The organism is Corynebacterium rouxii, assembly GCF_902702935.1.
GTDB classification, from domain to species: domain Bacteria; phylum Actinomycetota; class Actinomycetes; order Mycobacteriales; family Mycobacteriaceae; genus Corynebacterium; species Corynebacterium rouxii.
On the sequence record NZ_LR738855.1, the window covers coordinates 2,311,264 to 2,327,142 of the forward strand.

Genomic DNA, 15,879 nt, shown 5'->3' on the forward strand with positions numbered 1-15,879 from the left:
CCCCTTAAAGGTGGAACCAAGCCCGTGCCTTCCGCAACACACCCCGCAACACCCCACTTCGCCGCCATCCTTTTCGACCTCGACGGCACCCTTGTCGATCACGAATCCGCATGCCTTGAAGGCGCACGCCGCTGGGCCCGTGAACTCGGAGTCTCCGAAGACCCCGACCGCTGAAACGCCATCGAAATCGCATGGTTTAAGGCCTTCGAACGCGGCGAGGTCACCCACCGTGGCCAGCGCATTGAGCGCATCCGCGACTACCTCCACAGCCCCGACATGCCAGAAGAGCGCGCCATGGAGCTGTTTCAGGTCTACCTCAAGCACTATGCCGACTCTTGGCGCGCCTACCCTGACGCCGTGGACGCGCTGCGCCGTGCGCTGGCCACTTCTGCCACGGTGGGCATTTTTACTAACGGCGCGCAGGATCTCCAAAAGGACAAGTTGGTGCGCACAGGCCTGTGGGATGACCGCCTTGTTATGTTCGCTACCGCGCAGCTCGGGGCGGCAAAACCCCAGCCGGCCAGCTACGCGGCGGTGTTGGAGCGTCTTGCGTTGCCGGCGGAGTCGGTATTGGTGATCGGCGATAGTTTGCGTAACGACGTCCTCGGCTCGCGCGCCGCAGGCATGCATGCGATTCACCTCGATCGCACGGGGGCAGGAGAGGTAGCAAGCCTTAGGGAAATCGAGTTCGCTTAGCTCCCAGTCCATGCGTATCGAGTGGCTTGGGAACCTCGCTTTCCTTCCATTGTGACCAACCCAGTCGCACGTAGCTTGTTCAGCGCGTAGCGGGCTTGGCTCACACTGAGTTCTGATGCTTCCGCGATCTCGTCGACGGTCATTCCCGAAGGTTGGGCACGGAGCAGCTTGGCGATCACACCAGCATTGCCGCTTAGTTTCTCTGTAGGCGCAGGTACTTGCACGGTCGGCTGTGGCTCAGGTTGCGGCTCTTGCGGCGGGGCATTGAAAATTGGGCGCCATATTTTCACAGTGAACTGCGTACTTGTATCAATGAGATCGGGCTCTGGGAGACCTTCCGCACGTGCAGCCTTGAGCATCATTTGCACTCCGCCACCTTCACCTTCAATCACAAAAGAGTTGTCTGACATGCGGATACTTTGACACATCCGGTAAAGGCGCTGGTTGACCTCTTGCCTTGCCAAGTCGCGCGACTTTAACTGATTCACGGTGAGATCACGAAGCCCACCAGGGCTTACGATGACGAGTTTGTCGGGCATGAGGCGAACGTCGATAGCTTTGCCCACGCCAAGGGTGTTAGGACCTAAATCCCGGTGGACAAGCGCATTGGCTACTGCTTCCCGCACCGCTTCGAGGGGCAACTCGGGGTGCTCTCGCAATGATCCGTTCGGATCGTAACGACGAATCTTTCCCAGTCGATTAGCCAACCACTCCATCGTTGATTGCAACAGTGCTGGAACGGGACCATCAAAGGTTTCCAAGTCGTAAATGCGGCCATGCGCACTGCCGTCGGGAAGCCGCTGTGCCACCGTGACAGAAAGCGAGGGGAAGTGTCCTTGCGGATAAAAACCCAAGGCATAAAGCCCAGCACGCGTGAGCTCACCAGACGCCGTCGTTACTGCAAGAAGCCTTAGCAGCTCTTCATCGTTTTCTACTTGACGCAACCGGCTGCTGGTGGCGCGGATTTGGGCAAGAAAGTCTTTCACCAGCGTCGCATCAAGATCATCGACGCTCGTTCCTTCTACGACAACGGCATCGTAATTTACCGCTTCGCTTGCATGGAGCTTAGCAACCTCTAGCATGCGAAGCTCAGAGCTAGTCATGCGGTAGTCACCGTCCGCCATCCGCAGATAGCTTTCGCCGCGGTAGCGCGCCGGCCGGTCTATGAGCGGTAAACCTGCGACCTCAATAACGACAACGTTTTCCCATCAATAGCAACTGTGTGCGTATCGACGAAAACCGGTGGCTGTACTGCCACGCGTGCCTGAGAAGCCACCCCTTAGGGCCAGCTCCGCCAGTAATTGGCGTAGCTGCTCCTCATCCCACACGTTCATTGAGAACCTCATTAATACTTGATTAACAAAATATCTCTCAATGATAGCCTCATTAACACTTCATTGACACTCTCATTGAGAAAAATCGTTAATGAAGTATCAATAAAGTGTTAATGAGACCCAGCGCCCTACGCTTCTGGGATTCCGCAGGCCACTCCGGTGGAGTGGTGCGGGCAGTATCCTAGTGGGTTTTTGTGCAGGTACTGCTGGTGTTCATCCTCAGCCATGTAGTATTCGCCGGCTGGGGTGCTGGCGAGTGGCAGGATTTCGGTGGTAATGCGCCCGAGGCCGGCTGCGGCAAGTTTAGGAGCGTAGTGTTCTACGATCTCGCGGGCGCGTTGCGCCTGCTGTTCGGCGTTGGGGCCGGCGGTGTAGATCGCGGAGCGGTACTGCGTTCCGGTGTCGTTGCCTTGTCGGTAGCCTTGAGTGGGGTCGTGGGCTTCCATGGCTTTGACCACGAGTTCGTCGAAGGTGACCTGTGTTGGGTCGTAGACAACTTCGACGACTTCGGTGTGGTTGGTGCGTCCGGTGCAGGTTTCGCGGTAGGTGGGGTTCGGTGTGATTCCACCGGCGAAGCCTACGGAGGTGTACACCACGCCTGGGGTTTCCCAGAACAGTTTTTCTGCTCCCCAGTAGCAGCCGATACCTATATATAGGGTTTCGGTGCCTGGTTGACCTCGAAGGGTTCCTAGTACAGCGTGTGGCTGTGGGTTGGGCAGGACCGGGTGCGGTCCGCCTTTGAGTGCGTCTTTTTCTTCTACTAAGCGCGGTGCGCCAAATAACCATCCCATATCGACATCAACGTGCACTTTGGGAATTATGTTCCACAATTTCGTGCAGTTCTTCGTTTTTCTGACCACGAAAGACACATTTCGCCAAATAATTGTTGCCAAATGTGAGGATTCACCTATCATGGTAGGCACATCCAACGAAAGGAACGAAGAATGACGTACACCCTTCCTGAACTCGATTACGCATACGACGCTCTCGAGCCACACATCGCTGCCGAGATTATGGAGCTGCACCACTCCAAGCACCACGCTAACTACGTGAACGGCGCAAATGCCGCTCTGGAGAAGTTGCAGAAGGCTCGCGAGAACGGTGAGATCGGTGCTGTTGTCACCGCTTTGTCCAAGGATCTGGCTTTCAACTTGGGTGGCCACACCAACCACTCCATCTTCTGGAAGAACCTCTCCCCTAACGGTGGCGGCGAGCCAACCGGCGCTTTGGCTGAGGCAATTGCCAAGGAGTTCGGTTCTTTTGAGAAGTTCAAGGATCACTTCTCTGCTGCCGCTCTTGGCTTGCAGGGTTCCGGCTGGGCTGTGCTCGGCTACGATCACATCGGTGGCCGTCTGGTTATCGAGCAGCTCACTGACCAGCAGGGCAACATCTCCGCAAACCTGACCCCACTTCTTATGCTCGATATGTGGGAGCACGCTTTCTACCTTCAGTACAAGAACGTGAAGGCTGACTACGTGAAGGCTGTTTGGAACGTCTTCAACTGGGACGACGTTGCTGCTCGCTTCGAGGCTGCTACCAAGTAAACCCACATAAGCCTATGTAGCACTCAGTAGCGTTGAGCTACTGTGGCTCGGTATCAACGGAGCCGTTTTTCAAAGGCCCCCCTTTTTAAGGGGGCCTTTTCGCACATCTCAACTAAGGAAAGAAACTCTCAATAACACTCCTTATCTTTCGGCCATCCAGAACGGAAGAATGCAATTAAACACTATTGTTCAATGGCTTGAACTCTAGGATAGACTAAAGGCTTCCCATAAGCAACGAAAGGAAGCCCATGAAAATTGGTGTCTTAGTAGGAAGCCTCCGCAAGGAGTCCTACGCTCGCAAAATTGCTCTCAATGCCATCGACATGTTCCCTGCGGACTTCGAGGGCCACATCATTGAAATTGGCAACCTCCCACTCTACAACGCAGACCTCGAGGCCAACCCGCCGCAGGAGTACACCGACTTCCGCAACGCCATCCAAAGTTGCGACGCCATCTTGTTTGTCACCTCGGAAAACAACCGCACGATTCCGGCTTGCCTGAAAAACGCCGTCGATGTCGGCTCCAAGCCCACCCCTTCGTGGACCGGCCTGCCTGCCGGCATCATGAGCCACTCCGTTGGCCGCATGGGCGGCTACAGCGCGCACAAGAACCTGCGCCTTGCTCTGTCCTACTTCGAGATGCCTATTACGGGTCAGCCTGAGGTGTTCCTCGGTCAGTCCCCTACGCTTTTCGACGGCGACAAGCTGGTCCCCGACACCGCAGCCTTCGTGCAGCGCTACATCGATACGTTTGAAAAGCTCGTGCGCAAAAACGCACAGAGCTAGGCGATAGCGATGGCAGCGCACGCAAGGGCGTAGACCGCCAGCACACCGGTGGTGATAGCTGCGTAGCTGCGATCCTGCGCAGCCGTCCACGGCCTTGCCAGCCACAGGGCAATCGCTATGAGGCTGGCAACCGCGAGGATCACGTAGCTATCACCGATAATGTGTTGCCATAGTGGCCAGCGCTCAGCGGCGCGGTCACTTCGTGGCAGCAGCCAGTGCCCTTGGCAGATCATTGCCACAACACCTGATAGCGCGCCTGCCGCGAGCATGCGTCGTGGCGCACCTTTTTGGTTTACAAGCACCAAAAGAGCTGTTTGGACTGCAAAGACGATCCAGAGCCAGTGGTGGCTCCACGATACTGGCGAGCACAGCAGTGCCACGAGCGCGTTTATGCAGACAGCAACAACCGCTGCCTGCGGGGTTTCTTGAGCGAGCAGTTTGTGCATGATCCAGGCGATCAGCGCGATGGTGACCACGCATAGTAGGGCCCAAGGCACGGCGCTGGTATCTGCCCCGAATAGCCTCGCCAGCACACCTTTCAAGGACTGGTTGGACGGCCAGCTCAGCTCACCGATACGCCCCGAATCATGCAGTACATCCAGCCAGTAGCTGCGAGAGTTTTCTGGGGATATTCCCCACGCAAGCGCGCTCATTCCCACGCCGGAGGCAATAGACCAAGCGGCGGCTTTAAAGTCGCGTTTGATCAGGAAGTACAGACCAAAAACTGCTGGCGTGAGTTTGATAGCTGCGGCAATGCCTACTAAAACACCGCGGGGCAGCAGTGTTTTCCTAGCGAGGGTATCGATCAGCACCAGCAAGATGAGGTAGACGTTGATCTGGGCGAACCAGATGTTTTCACGCATGGGTTCCAGCACTGCGGCGGCTGCGGTGACTACGAGTCCGAGGCGGTAGGCGTCGATACGCGTCCATTCAGGGCGCTGCCCTGCGATAGCGCGCGTAACTAGGACGCTGCACCACCATAGGGCGACCACGGAGCCGAGGTCGAAAAGGAGGGCAGCCACGCGCACCGGCAAGATCGTAAATGGCACGAACGCCAGCGCCGCGAATGGCGGATATGTAAACGGCAGGCTGATGTTATGGACTTGGTAGCCCTGCGTGTACAAGTTTTTTTGCTCGGCAAATGCCTTCGCACCCTCGTAGTACACGCCGAAGTCGTAGTGGTAAATAAATAACGAGTCGAAACCGTAGATGGGTTTGCGCATAAAGAGCGCATCGTGGTCCATTACGCCTAGGACAAGGATCGTCGCAAGAACCAGCCAGGCCACCACCATAGTGCTGCGCCAGCGGAGGAAGCGCAGCAAACTGTGCTCGTCGCAGTTATTTATCACGCGTGTAACAGTATCAATGCAGCATTGTGTTCAACAATGGCACGCCAGGTGCCCCCGCGTTCAACCACGAGCGCACCGCGGCGGTCGCCCGACAATCGTCACCGTTGTAGCTCAGCAGCGTCGCGCGCGCCTGTATCCTGGTTTCTGCGTCCGCGTGGGTATCGAGCCCCACGGCTTCGCGGTAGAGGTTCACGCTTGCCTCGCCGTCAACGTCGTTCGCCTCCCAGCTAAACCCTGCGGCGGGGGCCACGATCTTCAGCCCTAATCCTTCCGGGCCCACGAGGTTGCGTTTGACGACCACGAATACGTCGTGCCACTGCCCCGATTGGATGAAGTCCAGCACCTCGGCTTCGCTGGGCACGCCTTCTACTTTGCCGTGGAACCGGCGCGCGCTAAAGCGCAGCCAGTGGTTTTCGCCGTGGGCGGAGTAACAAAATGCCCCGAAGGTCTGTCCGGCCTGCTCGGCTGCGTATCGACGCCCCATCAACCACGCCCAGAATCGCGCGAAGTTTCCTCCTTCCGCCTGACCTCCAAGAGGCTCCCAGGTTACAAACGGATGATAGCTCTCACCATCGTAGGCACCCCACAGATAGGCACCGTGGTCGAGGTAGGCCTCTACGTCGATGTCGATCTCTACGTCAAAGCGCTCATGATCTACGTGCTCAGTCACGGCGAGAACGGGAATGTGGGCGCGCCATGCCGCCGCAAGTTCGGAAGGTCGCCCGAGGCGGGCGTCGATAAGCCCCTGGACCGTGTCGATCCCCCGCTCGCGGAATGGATTAGCGCGATCACCGCTTAAAAACAGGCTCAGATCATCACGCTCCCGCAGCTGAGCGCCGCACAAGTCAACAAACCTGCAGCTGGCACACTCCTTGACCCGGCGCGGCCCCGTTGGGATCGTCGCGCGCAGCGCATTGCTAAGCCCCTGCTGGAAAAAGTCGGTATTGAGCACAAACGCCTGATCGCGGCTTTGCCCAATGATAAGCGCCCGCCGGCACCCCACTCCGAGGCTATCGAGTGCCTGAGCAGCAAGACCCAACGTGAACGAGTCAATGGAGTGGTGCTTGAGCTTGGTGGCCACCTTGTAGGGCTGCCCCAGCCCTAGGCGCCCAGTGGCGATCATCCGAACCGTTTTGGCCTGGTCGGTGCTGCGCGCGGGGCGGGCCACCCGGTGGTTGGACACCAGCAGGGGAAGGTAGCAGCCATCGGGGCGTCGGATAAGCGCGTCGAGTTCTGCGTGCCACCCAATCCCCTCGCTCTCACCGATGAGGACTGCACCAGTGATAATGCTGGCTTGATCGGCGATGGCTTCCAACGTCTGCAGATACGTCTGCCATATATCCTCGTGGTCTACGCGGGCGGGATAGTCGGGGCGAAGATCAATACGCAGGAAGCGCTGGGTGTCCCCGATCTGGGGCTTGGTGGGCAGCAAGTCAAAGACGGCTCGGCGGGAATCAAGGAGGCGTTCGCGCCTGAGCTGGGAGTTTTCGGTTGCCGATACGTCTGGGAAGCGCCGCCGCTGCACTTGGCGGTAGCGGCAACCGACTAGGTCGGAAGGTTGCAGGTACGTATCAGTTTCCACAAGTTCTCCAGCTTATTGCACGAACGCGGGTAGTGTGGAATTGAACTGGGCACTGGTTTATGGTTTGTGCCCCTCAATAAAAATGGCTCACGTATTCGATAAGGATGAAATAATGGGACTATTCGAATCCTTCCGTAAGGCTCGCGCGAAAACTAAAGCAGAAATCAAGGCAGCCAAAGCCAAGGCTCGCCAAGAAGTTAAAGACGCCACAAAGCTGGAAATAAAAAGAAATAAACTTCTCGCCCAACAAGAAAAGGCTCTCTTGAAAGAAGAACGCAAGGGCCTCAAGGCAAAGCGTAAGCACGAAGAAAAACTCGCCAAAACCACTTTGGAACAACTCAAGGCTGGCAAATTTAATAAAGATAATGTCTTGCGTTACGCCGGCGCTGCACGCACCTTAGCCCCTATTGTATTGCCGCTCATTTATCGCGGAATTACTTTGGCTAAAGAGCAGGCAAATACCAAGCGCGCGCTGCGCCTTGGTATTGATCCTTCCGACCTTGCCCGTTTTGCCGGCCACGGCGCTGAGCTCAAAGCCCGCATTGAGGGTATCCGCTGTTCGGTGAAGGTATCGTCGCTACCTAAGGGATTTATAGCTGATGTGGAGCAGCGTCTCGACGACCTCACCTTCGCCGTGGATAATGCCGAATACATGACCCCCGAACTGCGCCAGCGTAGCCACCGCAGCATTGCTAATGATCTAGACCAGTTAGCGCGTCAAATCCAAGATAAAATCGGCGAATAATGTGGCCAGCGGGGTTGCTTCTCTCCACGAGAAGTAACCCCATTAATGAGTTTTCACACCCAAATAACCAAAATTTTCGAATTTTTATTTTGGGGAATGCCAATTCGTTCTATCATGTAATAGAAACCAATTATTTCTTTTGAAAAGGACACTTCCTCATGGCACGTCGTGAAATCACCCAGTACTTTGACGATATTGACAACACCCCACTGGCCGAAGATCAGGTTCATGTTGTGCGATTCGGCGTCAACGGTATTAATTACGTATTGGACCTTTCGGCCGATAATGCACAAAAGTTTGAGGACGCATTAGCGCCCTTCATAGAAAAGGCACACCGGGCTAAGGTCGACGAGTCGACACATTACGACCCCAAGACGGTTCGTGCGTGGGCCCAAAAGCATAACTATCAGGTAGCCGATCGAGGAAAGATCCCGTCGAATGTGATCGAGGCGTTCCTTAAGTCCACCAAGCGCTAAAAAATATCACCGTTGCGGAGCACAATCGACTCTGCAACGGTGATATTTTATGCCTAGTTACAGCACACCTTGTTCGCGTGCGATAGCCACCGCCGAGGTGCGGGAACGCACACCCAGCTTGTCATAGATGTGCACGAGGTGGCTTTTCACCGTCGCCTCAGACAGCAGCAGCCTGCGCCCAATATCGCGGTTGGACGAGCCACCGGCGACCAGCTTGAGCACTTCCAGTTCGCGTGGGGTAAGCGAATTACGTGGGGCCCGCACACGCGACATCAAACGATTGGCCACGGTAGGCGACAGTGCGGTATCACCCTCTGCTGCGGAACGCACCGCCGCCAGCAGTTCCTCTGGGGGCGCATCTTTGAGCATGTAGCCCAAGGCACCGGCTTCGATAGCGCCGAGGATGTCCGCGTCGGTGTCATAGTTGGTTACTACGAGTACCTCTGGCGGATTATCCATTCTGCGCCGGATGGCAGCGGTTGCGTCTGCACCGCTGGTGCGCTTTGTCCCCTGCACGCCTGGGCCGAAGCGCAGATCCATGAGGATCACGTCGATACCGCCGGCTTCTGCTGCAGCGATGGCGGCTTCAGCGGTGGCTACTTCGCCGATTACCTCGATGTCTTCAGCGCTTTCGAGTACGGCTCGAAGGCCTAAGCGGACAATTTCGTGATCGTCAGCGAGCAAAACTCGAATCATGCGTTCTCCACGCCCTTTCTATTATGCGCTTGCGCGTGCAGGTACCCTCTCACTAACCTAGCGCAGCTGTACAACTAATTGCTAACACTGATCCTGATCTTTTGAATGAATCTCCTCGATGTCTACAGGCAACGCCACCGACACCGCGGTTCCTTGACCAGGTTCCGACTCCACAACCAGCTCCCCACCTAGTTCCGCAGCGCGTTGCTGCATAGCGCTAATGCCCACGTGCCCCAACCCCGCAGGGCGTTGGGCTACTTGCTCGGGGTCGAAGCCGTGACCGTTGTCCACAACGTCGAGACGCACTTCTTCTTCCCCGTAACTAAGTGTGAGGTGGCAATGCGTGGCACCCGAATGCTTTGCGACGTTGCCCAGCGCCCCTTGGGCGATACGCACCAGAGCCGCCTCCACGCGCATGGGTAGCTGGCGTCCCTCACCGTCAACCTCAATGCTGATCTCTGGACCCACCACATGCTCCGCGATTCGATTCAATGCCCCTTCAAGCGAGGTCTTACTCAACGCTGCTGGCTGCAAGGCTGCGATCATCGCACGAGCTTCGCTTAAGTTTTCTGCCGCGGTCGAGCGTGCAAGCTCCATGCGGTGCAGGGGTGCTTGTTGTTCCGCTTCCGGCATCCCGGACTTTTTAATGTCTTGCTCGGCAACCCGCAGCAGCATTTGGATACTCGAAAGCCCCTGGGCGAGCGTGTCGTGAATCTCGTGGGCGATACGCTGGCGCTCTGCGGCGATACCTGCGGCGCGTTCCGTTTCTGCCAGCTGATTGCGGGTAGCTAGGAGTTCGTCGATAAGCTCCTCGCGCTCACGCGCACCCTTCCAGATCGCTTCGAACGCGAAATGGATGGCGATGACCACCAGCGCCGACACCACCGGCCCCATCACCGCACCAATGGTCAGCTGCGCTAATTGGCTGGTAATCGCGATTGCCGTTGCGCCGACCACCAAAATAATGCCTCGAATATCGGGCAGCACCCGCAGATAAAGGAAAAACAGCGGGAATACCATGTAGATACTCACGGGGATGATAGGCAACATAAAGACCCACAACACGGTGAGGATGACCAGCAGCATGGCTTTGGTCCACATGGCGCGCCGTCGGCTCAGCGCGGCCACAGCATAGAACAAGGCAAAAAGCGTGCTGAGGATGACTGCGACGATGGCGCTGCGGCGATCCAAGCTGACCACGCCGGCGAGCGATACCAGCAACAACACGCTGGTGAGCACGTTCATGGAGCGGTAGTACAGCGCGGCCCCGGGGCGTCCAGAGTGGTGGGAAACGTCGAGTTGCCCCGTGTCGGTGAGGTGTGATGTGCCTGAGGGCTTCTCAGGATCTAGGCTTGACTGCATGAAACGTACATTACTGCCTGCTGCGGCGTTGGGCGTGTCAGTGCTGCTATCTGCTTGTTCTTCCCAGAACACCCCTAGCTCCAACGAGGTTTCCGGCGCCCCTGCCCCCGCCGATCCCGCGGTGGTGCACGATTCCGCTTTGCCTTTCGACGCCCTCCCCATGCCGCCCCAAGGCCGCGAGGGGTTCGAGGAGTGCCCGTATCTTGATTCCCAGTGGGTTGCCGACACAAATGGCCAGCGCATGACGGGCCAAGGCGTGGATACGCGTTTTGATACCCCCGCGTGCGTGTTCTGGTCTTATCCCGAGGCCCCGCAGGCCACGGTGATGGTGCGTCATATGCCTTCTGAGGAAGAGGCCATTCGGGTGGTTGATTGGGCGGCCCCTATTGATACCACCGAGCCTGCCGAGGAACCGGAGGGCTGGTCGGGTGGCCGTGCCGGCCATGAGGAGGGTGCGGTGTATGCCGTACAAAAGGGCCCTGTTGCTGTGGTGGTGTGGAGTAACCAGCAGCAGTCGTTGAAGGCGGAGCTGATGGCTAAGGAGGCCATTGTCCGATTAGGTCTCTAACTCCCCCAATCGGACAAATCGGACTCTTGTTTATGTGAGATTTCACATTTTTGAACAACGCGACCTGCGGTTTTGCATATTGCTAATAATATTCAATCTTGTGAAACAACATATTTTCTGTAACGATTCAGATATGTTCAGCGTGTTCGATCTCAAGAAAATCCCCAACAAAGGAATACCACTCGAGCAACAACGCAAGATGTGGCTGGGACAGTTCCTCAAGGCGTTCTTCGTCGTGTTCTTCGTGTACATGTCGATGTACTTCATCAGGAACAACTTCAAAGCCGCACAGCCGATGCTCAAAGAAGACTTCGGCCTCACCACCCTCCAACTGGGCTACATCGGCCTCGCCTTCTCCATCACCTACGGCATCGGCAAAACCTTGGTCGGCTACTTCGTAGACGGTCACAACTCCAAGCGCATCATCTCTACTCTGCTGATCTGCGCCTCCACCGTGGTCCTCCTGATGGGCTTGCTGCTGAGCTACTTCGGCTCAGTCATCGGCATCTTTATCGTCTTGTGGGGCCTTAACGGTCTATTCCAATCCGCAGGCGGCCCCGCCTCCTATTCGACGATTTCTCGCTGGGCACCCCGAACCAAACGCGGCAAATACCTAGGCCTATGGAACGCCTCCCACAACGTCGGTGGCGCACTCGCCGGTGGCCTAGCGCTCTGGGGCGCTAACGTATTCTTCGGCGGCAACGTCGTCGGCATGTTCATCTTCCCAGCACTGATCGGCCTCACCATCGGTATCATCGGCCTCTTCGTCGGCAAAGACGACCCCGAGGAACTGGGCTGGAACCGCAGCGAGGAAATCTTCGGCGAGGCCGTAGAAGCAGAAAACTCCCAGGCAGAAACCATGCCCCAGCGCGAAATCTTCCTTAACTACGTGCTGAAAAACCCCTGGCTGTGGACGCTCTGTATCGCCAACGTCTTCGTCTACATCGTCCGCATTGGTATCGACAACTGGGCACCGCTCTACGTCACCGAGGAACTCCACTTTGACAAGGGCGACGCCGTGAACACCATCTTCTACTTCGAGATCGGCGCACTGGTGGCCAGCCTGCTATGGGGCTACGTCTCCGACCTGCTCAAAGGTCGCCGCGCCATCGTGGCAATCGGCTGCCTTTCCATGATCTACTTCGCCGTGATGCTCTACCGCAACGCCAGCAGCGTCACCATGGTCAACCTGTCGCTGTTCATCTTGGGCGCGCTCATCTTCGGACCTCAGCTGCTCATCGGCGTCTCGCTCGTCGGCTTCGTACCTAAGCGCGCAATCAGCGTGGCTAACGGCATGACCGGTACCTTCGGCTACCTCTTTGGCGACTCCATGGCCAAAGTCGGCCTCGCCGCCATCGCAGACCCCGAACAAAAAGGTCTCACCGTCTTCGGACACCTCCTCCACGGCTGGGGTGCCGTCTTTACCGTCTTCTACTTCGCACTGACCGTCGGTATCATCTTGCTCATGATCGTCGCCGTCGGCGAAGAACGCCGCATCCGCAAACTCCAAGCTGCAGAGGCCGTGGGAAAGACACTCGCCTAGCAGCTCACCAATAACACAACTCGCCTGCGGCAGGAATTGCCGCAGGCGAGTTCTTTTTGTTTTACACAGCCACGTCGTTATAAGGCATCATCGCCGACACCCACGGAAATACCACTTCCATGAGCAAGAAGAACACCGCCACTAAAAGGGCAACAGCAATGAAAACCTTGACCAATCGCGGCCCAGGAATGATATGCCACAAAAATCCATACATTATTTTTTAGCCTTCCTCTAACGCTGCTGGTTTATTGTCCCCGTTTTTAGGGAAGTGCTCGGTCAGCATGGCGTGCACGATCATGCGTTCCGCATTGGAAAACTGCGGGTGGCAGGTCGTCATCGTCATAATGCCTTCCATCCCAGGATCTGCCTCGATCACATCCGTCTCCGGCAGCGCGCTAATTGTCGACACATCACCTGGAGTAGTAATAAACCGGCCATTAACATGCTCATAATCGCCATGCGTTATCCGCTCAGCTTGCTCAGGAGTAAAGCACCCCATGGCTTCGTCGTAACGCTGTTGGCCAGAAGAATCCACCGGCATGACGCGATACACGCTCCACGACGTGCGCGTTTCCACCACAATCGCATCACACACGTTCAAGTTGCCCAGATCATTAAAAGGCGCGCCCTTGCCCACGCGGTGACCAGCAACCGCAAAGTTGCCGCGCTCACCCGGCAGCTGCGTGTCCTTGTAATGACCAGGACCAGCCTCTAGATCCGCATCCGTCGTGCCTTCCACGATCGCGAACTGGAAATCCGAACCAAACTGCGGAATGTACATACGCGCAAACGCTTCACCCAACTCAGGGGTGAGCTTCTTACGCGGATTCACCCGCTCTTTCCACTGGTCATCCATCTTGTCGCTCACCGCAGCCTGGGCCTTACCAGCCTCAATGTTGGTCCAATACGCCTCATAGAAAGCGAAGAGGAAAAACAGCACACCTGCTGTGAGCAGCAGCTCCCCGATCACTTGCGTGACCGTCACCCGCGGACGACGCCGCGCCGTGAGGTGTTGCTCGGGAGAAACCACGGGACTACTCATACATTCCTTATCGTTGTTTTAGGTTGGTGTGCCCACAATCGTAGCGCAGCCCACCGTTTCCCCTCTACAACCCGATTGCGCGTACCATTTAAGTCTGTTTGTTCGTGATACGTCCCGATCGGAGTTTCCCCGTGCTTGAGATGTTTATCTACCCCGTATCCGGTGTGATGCGGCTATGGCACTACATATTTGCGGATCTATTTGGCGTCTCCCAGTCACAAGCCTGGGTTGCGTCGCTCTTCGCACTGGTTGTGACAGTCCGATCCATCATCGCCCCCTTCTCGTGGATGCAGTTCAAGTCCGGACGCTTCGCCATCATGATGCGCCCGAAAATCAAACGCCTCAAAGAGGAATACGCGGAGCGCACCGACAAAGAGTCCATCCTTGAACAGGAACGTCGCCAAAAAGAAATCCAAGAGGAATACGGCTACAGCATGGCAGCGGGCTGTGTTCCCGCATTGATTCAGGTACCAGTGTTTTTGGGTCTCTACCAGGTGCTGTTGCGCATGGCACGCCCCAAAGAGGGCCTCGACGCCACCGTTCACGAGCCCATCGGCCTGCTCACCTCCGACAACGTGCGCTCATTCCTAGACACCCGATTCTTCGGCGTGCCGCTGCCCGCTTATAACTCCATGTCCCCAGAGCAGCTCGCACACCTTGGTACCGACCAGCCCACCATCCACGCCTTTGTTCTGCCGCTTATCATCGCCGCCTGTGTGTTCACCACTATCAACATGATCGTCTCCACCCTGCGCACCCGCTATTCCATCGACCATGATTCCGAATTTGCGGTGAGTACGTACCGTTTCCTCATCGTTATGGTGCTCGTCGCCCCCATTGGCTTACTCCAGGCCGGCCTGTTTGGCCCGATCCCAGCTGCAATTTGCTTATACTGGGTTGCTAATAACCTGTGGACCCTTCTCCAAAACAACGGCATGTTCCTCGCCCTGCGGTGGAAGTACCCTTACGATAACGACCATAGGGCCTTCCAAGCCGAGCGCCGTGCCCAGCGCGCAGAACGCGTAGTGCTAAAAAAATCTCGCAAAAAAGCGTTACGACGCCTCCGCAACCGCAGCCTCATCCAACCATGGAAGATTGCGGAACTACGCCAGCAAGCCCGCACCATTAAAAATGAAGTCCGCGAAGAAAAAGAAGCCGAAAAAGCCCGCAAGAAGGCCATCCGCGAGAAACGTCGCGAAGCCGAAAACGAAATCAACAACGAAAAAAATGCCGAACGTCTCGAAAAAATCACTCGGCACGTAGAAAAATATAAAAAGAAAAAGGCCGCTAAGAAGGGCCTTGATCCTAAATCGAATAATCAGCAGGAGGAGCAGACAACAACTGAACCGCAAGATCCCGAGCAGTCTTCAACGACTCCACCGAGCGATTCAGACGACAACCCGCAAGACCACCATCCAGAAAAACCATCAACTGATTAGCCTGAACAGTACCGGGATACCCGTTCTTCTCCGTCAACAACTGGGTTAACGTTTCCAAACACCATCGGCGGTGTTCCATCACAACCGACACGATCTCGCGCTCACTATCCGTCTCTGGGCGCGGATACTCGTTAGCAGCATTCTGGAAGTGCGAACCGCGATAATCCTTCAACGGCTCCTCATCAATGCACTGGTCAAAAAATGCGAGAATTTTCTCGCTTGGCGAACCCATCTCAGCAGTGCGCTCGTAATACTGCTCGCGCCACTTTTCATCCAAGTTCTGCAAATAGGCAATAACCAGCGCATCCTTGGATCCGAACAGAGAGTACAAACTCGCCTTGGCTACATCAGCCTCACGCAAAATGCGATCAATGCCGATCACCCGAATTCCCTCGGTGGTAAAAAGCTGCGTTGCGCCATCCAAAAGGCGCTGACGAGGGCTCGGACGGTTACGTCGACGACTCATCGTCTTCGTGCTTTTCGCCTCGGCCAAAGCGATCCACTTCCTTTCCAGAAGTTCTACGAAAAATTCAAGTGCTTTTCACTATATCTGAACAGATCAGTCTATTCACCTTTTGTGGCTGAATCAGCATTTTGTACTGCGGGCGTGTGAGCAATTTTTGCACCCTAAGATCGCATTTCCCCAAGAAGCACTTCCAAAAATTGGCCTTAAGGTACAAAAAATGCTCACGAGGAGAAAATCCTCGTGAGCATTGAA

The 15,879-nt window shown here is 56.2% G+C and carries 17 protein-coding genes and 1 pseudogene; 9 read left to right on the forward strand and 9 right to left on the reverse strand.

What is annotated here, in order from left to right:
- Positions 1 to 24 precede the first annotated feature (24 nt).
- Both CIP100161_RS12270 and CIP100161_RS12275 read left to right on the forward strand, forming a co-directional pair.
- Entirely contained in the window at positions 25 to 174 is a 150-nt protein-coding gene (locus CIP100161_RS12270) for an HAD hydrolase-like protein (RefSeq protein ID WP_232053161.1), read from the forward strand.
- 102 nt (positions 175 to 276) lie between these two features.
- Positions 277 to 696 (forward strand): HAD family hydrolase, encoded by a 420-nt coding sequence (locus tag CIP100161_RS12275; protein WP_232053163.1) that lies wholly within the window; start codon positions 277 to 279, stop codon positions 694 to 696.
- Here the strand turns inward: CIP100161_RS12275 and CIP100161_RS11255 are convergent.
- Both CIP100161_RS11255 and msrA read right to left on the reverse strand, forming a co-directional pair.
- Positions 693 to 1,820 carry an ATP-binding protein gene (locus CIP100161_RS11255; protein ID WP_155874373.1) on the reverse strand — a complete coding sequence of 376 codons (1,128 nt, stop codon included), beginning with the start codon at positions 1,818 to 1,820 and terminating at the stop codon, positions 693 to 695. The genes CIP100161_RS12275 and CIP100161_RS11255 overlap by 4 nt on opposite strands.
- A gap of 338 nt (positions 1,821 to 2,158) precedes the next feature.
- Complete coding sequence (msrA, locus tag CIP100161_RS11260; RefSeq protein ID WP_155874594.1) at positions 2,159 to 2,821, reverse strand: peptide-methionine (S)-S-oxide reductase MsrA; 663 nt, start codon at positions 2,819 to 2,821, stop codon at positions 2,159 to 2,161.
- Between the two features lie 153 nt (positions 2,822 to 2,974).
- Here msrA and CIP100161_RS11265 point away from each other — a divergent pair, with 153 nt between their 5' ends.
- Both CIP100161_RS11265 and CIP100161_RS11270 read left to right on the forward strand, forming a co-directional pair.
- Positions 2,975 to 3,574, forward strand: a complete 600-nt coding sequence (locus tag CIP100161_RS11265) for a superoxide dismutase (protein ID WP_014311038.1) — start codon at positions 2,975 to 2,977, stop codon at positions 3,572 to 3,574.
- A gap of 248 nt (positions 3,575 to 3,822) precedes the next feature.
- Positions 3,823 to 4,359, forward strand: coding sequence for an NADPH-dependent FMN reductase (locus CIP100161_RS11270; RefSeq protein ID WP_155874374.1), 537 nt, complete (start codon positions 3,823 to 3,825; stop codon positions 4,357 to 4,359).
- Here the strand turns inward: CIP100161_RS11270 and CIP100161_RS11275 are convergent.
- Both CIP100161_RS11275 and CIP100161_RS11280 read right to left on the reverse strand, forming a co-directional pair.
- Positions 4,356 to 5,705, reverse strand: a complete 1,350-nt coding sequence (locus CIP100161_RS11275; protein ID WP_155874595.1) for a glycosyltransferase 87 family protein — start codon at positions 5,703 to 5,705, stop codon at positions 4,356 to 4,358. The genes CIP100161_RS11270 and CIP100161_RS11275 overlap by 4 nt on opposite strands.
- Positions 5,706 to 5,721: 16 nt before the next feature.
- The gene (locus CIP100161_RS11280) at positions 5,722 to 7,290 is read right to left on the reverse strand and encodes a TM0106 family RecB-like putative nuclease (protein WP_155874375.1); all 1,569 of its coding nucleotides are present in this window, start codon (positions 7,288 to 7,290) and stop codon (positions 5,722 to 5,724) included.
- Between the two features lie 112 nt (positions 7,291 to 7,402).
- Between CIP100161_RS11280 and CIP100161_RS11285 the strand changes: the two genes are divergently transcribed.
- Both CIP100161_RS11285 and CIP100161_RS11290 read left to right on the forward strand, forming a co-directional pair.
- Entirely contained in the window at positions 7,403 to 8,035 is a 633-nt protein-coding gene (locus tag CIP100161_RS11285; RefSeq protein ID WP_155874376.1) for a DUF6474 family protein, read from the forward strand.
- 158 nt (positions 8,036 to 8,193) lie between these two features.
- On the forward strand, positions 8,194 to 8,511 hold the full coding sequence (locus CIP100161_RS11290) for a histone-like nucleoid-structuring protein Lsr2 (protein ID WP_155874377.1): 318 nt from the start codon (positions 8,194 to 8,196) through the stop codon (positions 8,509 to 8,511).
- 57 nt (positions 8,512 to 8,568) lie between these two features.
- Here the strand turns inward: CIP100161_RS11290 and hrrA are convergent, their stop codons facing one another.
- Positions 8,569 to 9,207 (reverse strand): heme-responsive two-component system response HrrA, encoded by a 639-nt coding sequence (hrrA, locus tag CIP100161_RS11295; RefSeq protein WP_155874378.1) that lies wholly within the window; start codon positions 9,205 to 9,207, stop codon positions 8,569 to 8,571.
- An 81-nt stretch (positions 9,208 to 9,288) separates the two neighbouring features.
- Positions 9,289 to 10,731: a heme-responsive two-component system sensor histidine kinase HrrS gene (hrrS, locus tag CIP100161_RS11300; RefSeq protein WP_155874379.1), complete on the reverse strand. Its 1,443-nt coding sequence runs from the start codon at positions 10,729 to 10,731 to the stop codon at positions 9,289 to 9,291.
- Here hrrS and CIP100161_RS11305 point away from each other — a divergent pair.
- Positions 10,613 to 11,137 carry a DUF2020 domain-containing protein gene (locus CIP100161_RS11305; protein ID WP_232053205.1) on the forward strand — a complete coding sequence of 175 codons (525 nt, stop codon included), beginning with the start codon at positions 10,613 to 10,615 and terminating at the stop codon, positions 11,135 to 11,137. The genes hrrS and CIP100161_RS11305 overlap by 119 nt on opposite strands.
- Positions 11,138 to 11,270: 133 nt before the next feature.
- Complete coding sequence (gene uhpT, locus CIP100161_RS11310; protein ID WP_155874381.1) at positions 11,271 to 12,680, forward strand: hexose-6-phosphate:phosphate antiporter; 1,410 nt, start codon at positions 11,271 to 11,273, stop codon at positions 12,678 to 12,680.
- 61 nt (positions 12,681 to 12,741) lie between these two features.
- On the opposite strand, the gene CIP100161_RS11315 is transcribed toward uhpT, so the two are convergent.
- Together CIP100161_RS11315 and CIP100161_RS11320 are read right to left on the reverse strand one after the other, a co-directional pair.
- The gene (locus CIP100161_RS11315; RefSeq protein ID WP_166443177.1) at positions 12,742 to 12,894 is read right to left on the reverse strand and encodes a hypothetical protein; all 153 of its coding nucleotides are present in this window, start codon (positions 12,892 to 12,894) and stop codon (positions 12,742 to 12,744) included.
- A 6-nt stretch (positions 12,895 to 12,900) separates the two neighbouring features.
- On the reverse strand, positions 12,901 to 13,722 hold the full coding sequence (locus CIP100161_RS11320; RefSeq protein WP_155874382.1) for a class E sortase: 822 nt from the start codon (positions 13,720 to 13,722) through the stop codon (positions 12,901 to 12,903).
- Positions 13,723 to 13,889: 167 nt separating this feature from the next.
- Between CIP100161_RS11320 and yidC the strand changes: the two are divergent.
- Positions 13,890 to 15,098: pseudogene (gene yidC, locus CIP100161_RS11325) on the forward strand (membrane protein insertase YidC); the annotation flags it as partial.
- Here the strand turns inward: yidC and CIP100161_RS12280 are convergent.
- A complete protein-coding gene (locus CIP100161_RS12280; protein WP_155874384.1) occupies positions 15,028 to 15,654 on the reverse strand; it encodes a TetR/AcrR family transcriptional regulator in 627 nt (208 codons plus the stop codon). The pseudogene yidC and the gene CIP100161_RS12280 sit on opposite strands and share 71 nt — an antisense overlap.
- Positions 15,655 to 15,879: the final 225 nt, after the last annotated feature.

Coding starts and splice junctions, on each gene's coding strand:
- CIP100161_RS11315 (WP_166443177.1), bottom strand. CDS start 12,894: ATGTATGGATTTTTGTGGCATATCATTCCTGGGCCGCGATTGGTCAAG.
- CIP100161_RS11265 (WP_014311038.1), top strand. CDS start 2,975: ATGACGTACACCCTTCCTGAACTCGATTACGCATACGACGCTCTCGAG.
- CIP100161_RS11290 (WP_155874377.1), top strand. CDS start 8,194: ATGGCACGTCGTGAAATCACCCAGTACTTTGACGATATTGACAACACC.
- CIP100161_RS11255 (WP_155874373.1), bottom strand. CDS start 1,820: ATGGCGGACGGTGACTACCGCATGACTAGCTCTGAGCTTCGCATGCTA.
- CIP100161_RS11285 (WP_155874376.1), top strand. CDS start 7,403: ATGGGACTATTCGAATCCTTCCGTAAGGCTCGCGCGAAAACTAAAGCA.
- CIP100161_RS11270 (WP_155874374.1), top strand. CDS start 3,823: ATGAAAATTGGTGTCTTAGTAGGAAGCCTCCGCAAGGAGTCCTACGCT.
- hrrS (WP_155874379.1), bottom strand. CDS start 10,731: ATGGGGAGGGCGTCGAAAGGCAAAGCGGAATCGTGCACCACCGCGGGA.
- msrA (WP_155874594.1), bottom strand. CDS start 2,821: ATGGGATGGTTATTTGGCGCACCGCGCTTAGTAGAAGAAAAAGACGCA.
- CIP100161_RS12275 (WP_232053163.1), top strand. CDS start 277: ATGCCAGAAGAGCGCGCCATGGAGCTGTTTCAGGTCTACCTCAAGCAC.
- CIP100161_RS11320 (WP_155874382.1), bottom strand. CDS start 13,722: ATGAGTAGTCCCGTGGTTTCTCCCGAGCAACACCTCACGGCGCGGCGT.
- uhpT (WP_155874381.1), top strand. CDS start 11,271: ATGTTCAGCGTGTTCGATCTCAAGAAAATCCCCAACAAAGGAATACCA.
- hrrA (WP_155874378.1), bottom strand. CDS start 9,207: ATGATTCGAGTTTTGCTCGCTGACGATCACGAAATTGTCCGCTTAGGC.